A 10614-nucleotide genomic window follows, 5' to 3' on the forward strand; every position below is an offset into this window, starting at 1 on the left:
CAAGACATCCGAGAAGCACGCGAGCGGCGAATCGGCGGGGCTGGAGACGCAGTTGGCCACGCGACAGAAGGACGAGCGGGCCGTGCCGGGGCAGCCGTGGCGGGCCGAGCGCGCACGCAGACGAGAGCTGCGCCGGGCCGCCGAGCGCGACGACGAGGCAAGAGCGGATGAAGCAAGAGCAGGAGGTGCCGAGCCCCGGAGCTCGGAAAGGCCGGGGGCCGACCCTCGGGCCGCACCTGGGCACAGCGCCCTGGGGCAAGCCGGGCAGCGGAGAGCCGATGCCACAGCAGCGGCCGTCGCCGCCACGCCAACGGGAGGCCACCGCTTGGGATACGACACATACGCGGGACACGACGCATACGACGCGCGGCGGCCCCTGTGGGTCGAGGAGCCCGCGACTCGGCCGCGCCTGCCGGACCCGGTGCGCGCCGTCGCCGTGCGGGCCGTGCTCATCGTGGCGCTGACCCTCATCCAAGCGATGACAGCGTTCTTCTGTGCGATGGCCGGGTCCTGGCTGGCCTTCCCCATGGTCCTCAGCAGCGTCGCCAGCACGGTCGTGGCCACCTGGGGCGTCCTCGACGTCTGGGTGACCCGCCAGGTCTGGAGCCAGCGCAACGGCGTGGTGTCGGCGCCCAACAGCACGGCACGCCGGCTCCGGCGCGAGCGACGCAGGGCCCGCCGTGCGGCTCGTGCGGCCGCCCGCACGAAGGAGGGCATACGGGGGCGGGGCGCGGCGCGACAGCTGTCACACTCCTGACGGCGCGCCGCGCCTCGCTTCCCGGGCATCGTCGACTACCGGCTGCCCGCTACGGGCTAGTGATCACGGGCTTGCGGGCTTGCGGGCTTGCGGGCTTGCGGGCTTGCGGGCTTGCGGGCTTGCGGGCTTGCGGGGCCCAACCCGCGCTCCGCCGGGCGGGTATCACCTGCCCCGGGCCGTGAGCGGCGCCGTCACACCGCGGCCGGGTGTCCGGCCCTTAGCTCTCTGCGGACTCGCATGAACGCGCGCGGGCGGTCCACGGCCAGGACGGCCGTCGGGCGACCCTCGTCCTCGTACACCGCCAAGAAGCCACCGTCGTCCGGCGCGGGACCGCCCTCCCGCACACGGACCGTGGCCGAGGCGGGGCGGTGGCCCGCGAACTGGATGCGGGAGCCGTACTGGTCCGACCAGAAGTACGGGAGGGAGTTCACGGTCTCCACGGTGCGGGCGGCGAGCAAGTTGCGTACGGCTACGCGAGGTTGCTCCGTGGCGTTCGTCCAGTGCTCGGCGCGGACGCCGCCGACGCGGGCGACACCACCGGCTGCGGCTCCGGCTGCGGCTCCGGCTCCGGCTCCGGCTCCGGCTCCGGCTCCGGCTCCGGCTCCGGCTCCGGCTCCGGCTCTGCCAACGCCACCGACGCGGGCAACGTCCCCCACTGCCACGACCTGCGGCAACGCCGTCACGCAGCCCTCGTCGCACGGGATCCCGCCGCGCAGCTCCCCGGCGCCGCCGTCGAGCGATGTGCCCTCCAGCCAGGTGGTGTTGGGCTGTGCGCCGATGCCGACGACCACCACGTCGGCGGGGAGCAGACGGCCGTCGGCGAGTTCCACGGCGGCGACCCGCGCGCCAGGGGCGGACACGGAGGCCGTGCGCGGTGCGGGGCGCAGGCTCGCCACGCCTGTGCCGGTGAGCAGTCGCACGCCGCCCCGTCGGTGCAGTTCGGCACAGAACGCGGCCATGTCAGCGCCCAGTTGGGGGACCAGTGGCAGCGGGGCGGCCTCCACGACGGTGACGTCGTGGCCGAGCGTCACGCACGAGGAAGCCGTCTCCGCGCCGATGAAACCGCCGCCGATCACCACGACCCGGCGGGGGCCGCGGGTGAGCGCGGCGCGCAGGGCGCGGGCGTCGTCGAGGGTGCGCAGGGTGTGGACCCCGGTGAGGGGTGGGCCCGGGAGGGGCCGGGCCCGCGCGCCGGTGGCGATGACGACGCCGTCGCCGACGACCGCGCGGCCGTCGGCGAGCAGCACCGTACGGCTGCCCGTGTCGAGCCCGCTCGCGGGGACGCCGAGAAGCCACTCGGCGTCCAGTTCCGCGAGTTCCTCGGTGTCGGCCAGGGCGAGGTCGGGCTCGACGGCCGCGCCGGGGCCCAGCCCGGTGCCGGTGCCGGGCGTGGGGCCCGTGAGGAAGGCCTTGGACAAGGGCGGGCGGTCGTAGGGAAGGTGAGTTTCCGCGCCGATGACGACGAGGCGGCCGTCGAAACCCTGGGCGCGCAGCTCGCGGACCGCGTAGAGACCGGCGAGGGAGGCACCCACGACGATGACCGTCCTCATGCGGCGGAGCCCTCCCCCGCCGCCGCGCCCGCCTCGGCCGGGACCGAAGGGGCGCCTGTCACATGGACGTGGACCATGCCGTCCACGACGCTCACGCGGTGGGTGCGCACGGGGCGGCGCGCGGGCAGGCAGGTCGGCTGCCCCGTCCTGAGGTCGAACGAGGCGGCGTGCAAGGGGCATTCGACCAGGCAGCCCTCAAGCCAGCCCGCGGCAAGGGAGGCGTCCTGGTGGCTACAGGTGTCGTCGATGGCGTACAGGGCGCCGTCGGCGTTGAACACCGCGATGGGCGGGGTGGTGTCGAGACGGACGGATTCGCCCGCGGGGAGCTCGTCGAGGCGGCAGACGGGAATCATGGCGTCCCTCTGGATCTCTCGGTCGGATGTGGTGGAAGGCTCGGCTCGAAGCGGGGCGGTCGGGCCGGGTCGGTGCTTGGCTCGGTCCGTCGGGTCCGGTGGGGCCTCGGGCTCCCGAAGGGGGTCTGGGGCTTCTGGGCCTGGCCAAGGCCTTGGTCAGGCCCAGAAGTTCTGGCTTCGCTCAGGCTCGGAGGGTTCAGGCTTCGGTCACTGGCTCGGTGGTTCAGGTCCCAGCCGGGGCGCGGGTTCCGGACTCGGCCGGGTGCACAGGGTCAGGAGAGGTCCGGCCGGGCCCGGAGCGTCGAGTCCGGCCAAGGTGCCAGGCCCCCGGCCAGGTCCGGCACCGGCGAGGTCCCAGGCCTCAACTCCCGCCCGGAGCCTGCCGGATCCCGGCCGAAGCCCGGTCGGAGCCCGGCCGCGGCGACAGCCACGGTCATGGCCTCGACGCCGACTCAACGCCCAGCCCTGCCAGGAGGCCCCAGTCCTGTCCGGCCCCGTTTCGACAAGGGACTCTTCGGTAACATGGAGTTCCATATGACGCACCGCGTAGTGCTATGCGCAACAGAATCCGGTGGGACGCCCACGGAGTCAAGGGCTTCCCTGAGAAGCGGCTTCAACCGCCGCCGAGTGGTGAGAGTTGAGATATGACCCGCACGCCGAAAAGCCCTGACCAGAACGGTGAGCCGCACCAGGACCAGCCCGGGGCGGGCAGATCCCGGGCGCGGCAGTCCGGGGCGGCCGCGGGCTCGGTGCAGTCCGTGGACCGGGCCGTGAGCGTCCTGGAGATCCTCGCGCGGCACGGCGAGGCCGGAGTCACCGAGATCGCCGACGAGCTGGGCGTGCACAAGTCGACGGCGTTCCGGCTGCTCGGCGTCCTGGAGAACCGCGGCCTGGTCGGTCAGGCCAAGGACCGCGGCAAGTACTTCCTCGGCGCGGGCGTGCTGCGCCTCGCGGGCGCCGCGGCCGTGCGCATGGACATCTCCCAGGAGGGCGCCCCCGTCTGCCGCGCGCTGGCCGACGAGCTGGGCGAGACGGTCAACATCGCGGTCCTCGACGACGACGCCGCGGTCAACATCATGCAGGCGCGCGGCCCCGCGTCCGTGACCGCGCAGAACTGGCTCGGCCGCCGCACCCCGCTGCACGCCACCTCCAGCGGGAAGGTGCTGCTCGCCCATCTGCCGACGACCCTGCGCGAGGGCCTGGTCGCCCGTACGCTGCCACGGCTCACCGACCACACCGTGACCGGCACGGTGGCGCTGCGCGGCGAGTTGGAGACCGTCGTCGAGCAGGGCTTCGCCACGGCCGTGGAGGAGTTCGAGGTGGGGCTCGCCGCGGTCGCCGCGCCGGTGCGGGCGCACGACGGCAAGGTGATCGGGGCACTCAGCGCGTCCGGGCCGGTGTACCGGCTGACCGAGGACCGGCTCACCGAGCTCGCCAAGCGCACGGTCACGGCCGCCGTGGACCTGTCCCGCCGCATGGGCTACGGCCTCTGACCACAGACCGGGACGGGGCGCCGCCGCCACACCACCCGGAAGTCAGCTCAGCGGCCGATTGCCGCCACACCGCCCGGCGGCCAACTCCACGGCCGGTCTCCGCCACACCGCCCGGAGCCCGCCCAGCCCCGCTACCACCATCCGCCCCACCGCTCACAGCCCGGAGGGGCACCCGGCAACACCGCCCGGCCACCCCTCCGTCAGGCCTCCCGCCCCACCGCGTCCCGAAGCCGCCCCGGCCTTTTCCCGGGCCTTCGCGTCCGCCCCTTGACGGCCCCTTGATGCCGCTCGCACGATGTTCCCGATAGCGCAACAAGTCGTGGAGTACGCAACAGCAGCCGCGTTTGCGCGGAGTCGCGCAACGGTCCCGCAGAGGAGCCTGGCCGTGCCACACGAGGTCCGTGGCGTCGTCGCCGCGAAGAAGGGCGCACCTGTCGAGGTGCAGACGATCGTCGTGCCGGATCCCGGACCGGGAGAGGTACTCGTCTCCGTGCAGGCCTGCGGGGTCTGCCACACCGATCTGCACTACCGGGAGGGCGCGGTCGGCGACGGCTTCCCGTTCCTGCTCGGGCACGAGGCCGCCGGGACGGTCGAGGCGGTCGGCGAGGGCGCCGAGGGCCTGCGGCCCGGCGACTACGTGGTCATCGCCTGGCGCGCACCGTGCGGAACGTGCCGCTCCTGTCTGCGGGGCCGCCCCTGGTACTGCTTCGACTCCCGCAATGCGGCCCAGCCCATGACGCTCCTCGACGGCACCCCGCTGACCCCCGCCCTCGGCATCGGCGCGTTCGCGCAGAAGACCCTGGTCGCGGCGGGCCAGGCCGTGAAGGTCGACCCGGCGGCGCGCCCGGAGGCGGCGGGCCTCATCGGCTGCGGTGTGATGGCCGGGTACGGGGCCGCCGTGCACACGGGCGGCGTACGCCGCGGCGACACCGTCGCCGTCATCGGCTGCGGTGGTGTGGGCTGCGCGGCGATCGCCGGGGCCGCGCTCGCCGGAGCCAGACGCGTCATCGCGGTCGACGTCGACGACGCGAAGCTCGACGGCGCGACGCGGTTCGGAGCGACGGACACGGTCAACTCCCGCGGTACGGAACCGGTGGCGGCGGTGCGCGGGCTCACCCGCGGCTTCGGCGTCGACGTGGCGATCGACGCGGTGGGCATCCCTGACACCTATCGCCAGGCCTTCTACATGCGCGACCACGCGGGCACCCTCGTCCAGGTCGGCGTGCCCGACCCGGCGATGACCATCGAGCTGCCGCTGATCGACCTCTTCTCGCGCGGCGGCGCGCTCAAGTCCTCCTGGTACGGCGACTGTCTGCCCACGCGGGACTTCCCGATCCTCGTCGACGAGTACGTGCGCCGCCGGCTGGACCTCGGCGCCTTCGTCAGCGAACGGATCGCCCTCGACCAGGTCGAGGCGGCCTTCGACCGGATGCGGGAGGGCACGGTGCTGCGCTCGGTGGTGGTCCTGTGACAGGCGCGCCGGACCGGGACCGCAACGCCCCACGACAGGACACACCGACCGCCCCCCAGCAGAGCACGCCGAAGGCCACCGCCTTCGCCCCACAAGACCGCCGCCCCCATAGCCCTCGCGGCCCCCGCGTCGTCATCATCGGCGCCGGAATCGTCGGCTGCTCCCTCGCCGACGAGCTCACCGCGCGCGGCTGGAGCGACGTCACCGTCCTCGAACAGGGGCCGCTGCCCGCCCCGGGCGGCTCCACGTCGCACGCGCCCGGACTCGTCTTCCAGACCAGCCCGTCCAAGACGCTGAGCGAGTTCGCCGCCTACACCGTGCGGAAGTTCAGCTCCCTGAGCGTCGACGGGCTTCCCTGCTTCCACCCCGTCGGCGGTCTGGAGCTCGCCACCACGCAGGAGCGCTGGGCCGATCTGCGCCGCAGGGCCGGGCTCGCCGCGTCCTGGGGCGTTCGCGCGCGGCTCGTCGGCCCCGAGCGGTGCGCGGAGCTGTGGCCGCTGCTCGACAGCGGGCAGGTCCTCGGCGGTCTGCACACGCCCGACGACGGGCTCGCCCGGGCCGTGCCCGCCTGCCGCGCGCAGATCGAGCGGGCCACCCGGCGCGGTGCCCGCTTCCTCGACCGGCACACCGTGACCGGCATCGAGCGCGCCGAGGGCCGGGTCACCGGCGTGGTCACGGACCGCGGCGCGTTCCCCGCCGACCGCGTGGTGTCGGCCGCGGGCTTCTGGGGCCCGGTGATCGGACGGATGGCGGGCGTCGACTTGCCGCTGCTGCCGCTCGCCCACCAGTACGCGAAGACGCGACCGCTGCCCGAGCTCGCGGGCGTCAACGATCCGCGCACGGAGGCCTCCCGGCCCATCCTCCGGTTCCAGGACAGGGATCTGTACTTCCGCGAGCACACCGACCGCATCGGCATCGGCTCGTACGCCCACCGGCCGCTGCCCGTCGACCCGTTCACGATCGACTCGTACGACGAGGCCGCCGGGCGCGGCCGTGCCGTGCCCGCGATGCCGTCGGCGCACCCCTTCACCGAGGAGGACTTCGCACCGAGCTGGCAGGACTGCTGCGGCCTGCTGCCCGCGCTCAAGGAGTCGACGGTCGACGAGGGTTTCAACGGCGTCTTCTCCTTCACTCCCGACGGCATGCCCCTGCTCGGCCCGTCCCCGGCACTGCGCGGCTTCTGGCTCGCCGAGGCCGTGTGGGTCACGCACTCGGCAGGCGTCGCCAAGGCGGTCGCCGAATGGATGGTCGACGGCAGGACCTCCACGGACGTCCACGACTGCGACCTGACGCGCTTCGAGGACGCGCAGCGCTCCCCCGCGTACGTCGCGCGGCGCGGCGCCCAGCAATTCGTCGAGGTCTACGACGTGATCCACCCGCAGCAGCCGATCGACCAGCCACGGCCCCTGCGCGTCAGCCCCTTCTACGCCCGCCAGCTCGAACTGGGGGCGGTGTTCCTGGAAGGCGGCGGCTGGGAGCGCCCGCACTGGTACGAGGCGAACGCGCCGCTCACCGCGGGCCTGGAGCTGCCCGCGCGGGACGCCTGGTCCGCCCGCCACTGGTCACCGGTCGCCGCCGCCGAGGCACGGGCGACACGCGAACGCGTCGCGCTGTACGACATGACGCCGCTGCGCCGCCTGGAGGTCACGGGCCCCGGAGCCCTGGCCTTCCTCCAGCGCATGACCACCAACAACCTTCACAAGAAGCCCGGTTCGGTCACCTACACCCTCCTTCTCGACGAGGCGGGCGGCATCCGCTCCGACCTGACCGTGGCACGGCTCGCCCCCGACCACTTCCAAGTCGGCGCCAACTCCCCCGCCGATCTCACCTGGCTACTGTGGCACGCGCCGGACGACGTCCACATCAGGGAGATCACCCAGGGGACGTGCTGCGTCGGCGTCTGGGGTCCGCGCGCCCGCGCCCTGGTCCAGCCGCTCACCCTCGACGACTTCTCGCACCGGGCCTTCGGCTACTTCAAGGCCCGGCGGACGCACATCGGCGACGTCCCGGTGACGGCCCTGCGCCTGAGCTACGTCGGAGAGCTCGGCTGGGAGCTGTACACCACCGCCGACCTGGGCCTGCGCCTGTGGGACACGCTGTGGGAAGCGGGCCGGGACCTCGGCGTCGTCGCGGCCGGGCGGTCCGCCTTCACCAGCCTGCGCCTGGAGAAGGGATACCGCGCCTGGGGCCAGGACATGACCACCGAGCACGACCCCTACGAGGCAGGGCTCGGCTTCGCCGTACGCCAGGACAAGGGCGACTTCGTCGGCCGCACGGCCCTGCGGCGACGCGCCCCCGACCTCACCCCCACCCCCGACACCAGCACCAGCACCAGCACCAGCACCAGCACCCGAAGGCTGACCCCCCTGCTCCTCGACGACCCGGCCGCCGTCGTCCTCGGCAAGGAGCCCGTGTACGTCGAGGGCACCCCGGCCGGATACGTCACCAGCGCCGCGTACGGCTACACGCTGGGCCGCTGCGTCGCCTACGCCTGGCTGCCGCCGCTGCCCACCGGAACGCCCGTCCGCATCGAGTACGTCGGCGAGCGTCTGCCCGCGACGGTCGCCGACGAACCTCTTTTCGACCCCGAGATGACCCGCATCCGCTGCTAGCCACCGGCCGGCCCCCGAGCCCTCCTCCTCCGCGCTTCCCGCCCCGTCGCCTCTCTTGGAGACCGCATGTCCCGCACCACCCCCACGTACGACGTGATCGTGATCGGTCTGGGCGGCATGGGCAGCGCCGCCGCCCATCACCTGTCCGCGCGCGGGGCCCGCGTCCTCGGCCTGGAGAGGTTCGGCCCCGTGCACCAGCGCGGCTCCAGCCACGGCGGCTCCCGGGTCACGCGCCAGTCGTACTTCGAGGACCCCGCGTACGTACCGCTGCTTCTGCGCGCCTACGAGCTGTACGAACAGGTGGAGCGGGACACCGGGCGCGAGATCGCGATCCTGTGCGGCGGTGTGATGGTCGGCCGTCCCGACGGGCGCGTCGTCTCCGGGGCGCGGCTGTCCGCCGAGACCTGGGGCCTGCCGCACGAGATGCTCGACGCCCACGAGATCCGCCGCCGCTTCCCGACGCTCACGCCCCGGGCCGACGAGGTGGCGCTCTTCGAGCGGCGCGCGGGCCTGCTGCGGCCGGAGAACACCGTCGCCGCGCACCTCCAGCTCGCCACCCGGCAGGGCGCCGAGCTGCGCTTCGAGGAACCGGTCGTCCGATGGGAACCGTGTGGGGGCGGCGTCCGCGTGCACACGCCCGAGGACACGTACACCGCGGGCCAGTTGGTGATCTGCCCCGGTGCGTGGGCGCCCGAGCTGCTCGCGGACCTCGGGGTGCCGTTCACGATCGAGCGACAGGTCATGTACTGGTTCCAGCCGACCGGCGGCGTCGGCCCCTTCCTGCCCGCACACCATCCGATCTACGTGTGGGAGGACCCGGAGGGCGTCCAGGTGTACGGCTTCCCGGCGATCGACGGTCCCGAACTCGGCGCGAAGGTCGCCTTCTTCCGCAAGGGTGCCGTCTGCACGCCCGAGACCATCGACCGCACTGTCCACCCGCACGAGGCCGCCGCGATGGCCGATCACATGTCCCGCCAGATCCCGCTGCTTCCCGGGCGCCTGATCAAGGCCGCGACCTGCATGTACACGACGACGCCCGACGAGCACTTCGTCATCGCCCGCCACCCCGTCCACCCGGATTCGGTGACGGTCGCCTGCGGCTTCTCCGGGCACGGCTTCAAGTTCGTGCCGGTCGTCGGCGAGATCCTCGCCGACCTGGCGCTCGACGGCGCCACCGCGCACCCCGTCGAGCTGTTCGACCCGCGCCGGATCACCGGCCCGCTGCCCGCAGCGGCGCCCGCTTAGGAGGACCGACGTGACGACCCAGGTGTCCAGGAGTCTCATCGCGACCCTGCCCGGCCGCTCGTACACCGACCCCGAGGTCTTCGCCCGCGAGCAGGAGCGCGTCTTCGAGGCGCTGTGGGCGTGCGCCGTACGCGCCGCCGACCTCGACAGGCCCGGCGCGTACCGCACCGTCCAGATCGGCCGCGAGAGCGTCCTGGTCACCCGTGCCCGCGACGGCGGACTGCGTGCCTTCCTCAACGTCTGCCGCCACCGGGGCGCCCGGCTGTGCGCCGACGACGCGGGCGAGGTGCGGCGCGGCCTGCGGTGCCCGTACCACGCCTGGACGTACGACCTGGACGGCCGGCTCGTCGCGGCGCCGAACCTCACCGGGATGCCCGACGTCGACCGGACCGGGTACGGCCTGGTGGCGGTGGCGCTGAGGGAGTGGCTCGGCTACGCCTGGGTGTGTCTGGCCGACGAGCCGCCGTCCTTCGAGGAGACCGTGGTCGGCGACGTCACCGCGCGCCTGGGCGACCCGGCGGCCGTCGAGCGCTACCGCCTCCAGGACCTGGCCCTCGGCCGGCGGGTGCGCTACGACGTGCGCGCCAACTGGAAGCTGATCGTCGAGAACTTCATGGAGTGCTACCACTGCGCGACCATCCACCCCGAACTGACCGACGTGCTTCCGGAGTTCACCGACGGCTTCGCCGCGCAGTACTACGTCGGGCACGGCGCGGCCTTCGGCGACGAGGTGCGCGGCTTCACCGTCGACGGCAGCGCGGGCTTCGGGCGCCTCCCGGGGGTCGCCGACGAGCAGGACCGCCGCTACTACGCGATCACCGTCAGGCCGACGGCGTTCGTGAACCTCGTACCGGACCACGTGATCCTGCACCGCATGGTCCCGCTGGCCGCGGACCGCACGGTCGTCGAGTGCGACTGGCTGTACGCACCCGACGTCGTGGCCTCCGGGGCCGATCTGTCGAAGTCCGTGGAGCTCTTCCACCGGGTCAACGAGCAGGACTTCGCGGCGTGCGAGCGCACCCAGCCCGCGATGAGCTCCCGCGCCTACCGGCACGGCGGGGTGCTCGTGCCGACCGAGCACCACATCGGGGAGTTCCACGACTGGGTGACCCGACGGCTCGCCTGAACGCCGC

8 protein-coding genes are annotated in these 10614 nt (G+C 73.5%); 6 read left to right on the top strand and 2 right to left on the bottom strand.

What is annotated here, in order from left to right:
• Window positions 1-127 precede the first annotated feature (127 nt).
• A complete protein-coding gene (locus tag MQV74_RS08225; protein WP_374120771.1) occupies window positions 128-757 on the top strand; it encodes a hypothetical protein in 630 nt (209 codons plus the stop codon).
• Between the two features lie 191 nt (window positions 758-948).
• Here MQV74_RS08225 and MQV74_RS08230 read toward each other — a convergent pair whose 3' ends face one another.
• Window positions 949-2307, bottom strand: a complete 1359-nt coding sequence (locus MQV74_RS08230; protein WP_242715369.1) for an NAD(P)/FAD-dependent oxidoreductase — start codon at window positions 2305-2307, stop codon at window positions 949-951.
• Window positions 2304-2660: a bifunctional 3-phenylpropionate/cinnamic acid dioxygenase ferredoxin subunit gene (locus MQV74_RS08235; RefSeq protein WP_242715370.1), complete on the bottom strand. Its 357-nt coding sequence runs from the start codon at window positions 2658-2660 to the stop codon at window positions 2304-2306. The genes MQV74_RS08230 and MQV74_RS08235 overlap by 4 nt, the downstream gene beginning before the upstream one ends.
• 749 nt (window positions 2661-3409) lie before the next feature.
• Between MQV74_RS08235 and MQV74_RS08240 the strand changes: the two genes are divergently transcribed.
• The 5 genes from MQV74_RS08240 to MQV74_RS08260 all read left to right on the top strand — a co-directional run bounded on the left by MQV74_RS08240 (window position 3410) and on the right by MQV74_RS08260 (window position 10607).
• Complete coding sequence (locus MQV74_RS08240; RefSeq protein WP_308402376.1) at window positions 3410-4153, top strand: IclR family transcriptional regulator; 744 nt, start codon at window positions 3410-3412, stop codon at window positions 4151-4153.
• A gap of 385 nt (window positions 4154-4538) precedes the next feature.
• Window positions 4539-5624, top strand: coding sequence for an S-(hydroxymethyl)mycothiol dehydrogenase (locus MQV74_RS08245; RefSeq protein ID WP_242715372.1), 1086 nt, complete (start codon window positions 4539-4541; stop codon window positions 5622-5624).
• 134 nt (window positions 5625-5758) lie between these two features.
• Entirely contained in the window at window positions 5759-8236 is a 2478-nt protein-coding gene (locus MQV74_RS08250; RefSeq protein ID WP_242728542.1) for a GcvT family protein, read from the top strand.
• Between the two features lie 66 nt (window positions 8237-8302).
• Window positions 8303-9481: an N-methyl-L-tryptophan oxidase gene (solA, locus tag MQV74_RS08255; RefSeq protein WP_242715373.1), complete on the top strand. Its 1179-nt coding sequence runs from the start codon at window positions 8303-8305 to the stop codon at window positions 9479-9481.
• Window positions 9482-9491: 10 nt separating this feature from the next.
• The gene (locus MQV74_RS08260; protein ID WP_242715374.1) at window positions 9492-10607 is read left to right on the top strand and encodes an aromatic ring-hydroxylating oxygenase subunit alpha; all 1116 of its coding nucleotides are present in this window, start codon (window positions 9492-9494) and stop codon (window positions 10605-10607) included.
• The last annotated feature ends 7 nt before the right edge of the window (window positions 10608-10614 follow it).

The sequence above is a fragment of the Streptomyces sp. AN091965 genome, assembly GCF_022698285.1.
Classification (GTDB): domain Bacteria; phylum Actinomycetota; class Actinomycetes; order Streptomycetales; family Streptomycetaceae; genus Streptomyces.

Excerpts from the sequence above, each read along its gene's own strand:
- MQV74_RS08230 (WP_242715369.1), bottom strand. The coding sequence starts at position 2,307 with ATGAGGACGGTCATCGTCGTGGGTGCCTCCCTCGCCGGTCTCTACGCG.
- MQV74_RS08235 (WP_242715370.1), bottom strand. The coding sequence starts at position 2,660 with ATGATTCCCGTCTGCCGCCTCGACGAGCTCCCCGCGGGCGAATCCGTC.
- solA (WP_242715373.1), top strand. The coding sequence starts at position 8,303 with ATGTCCCGCACCACCCCCACGTACGACGTGATCGTGATCGGTCTGGGC.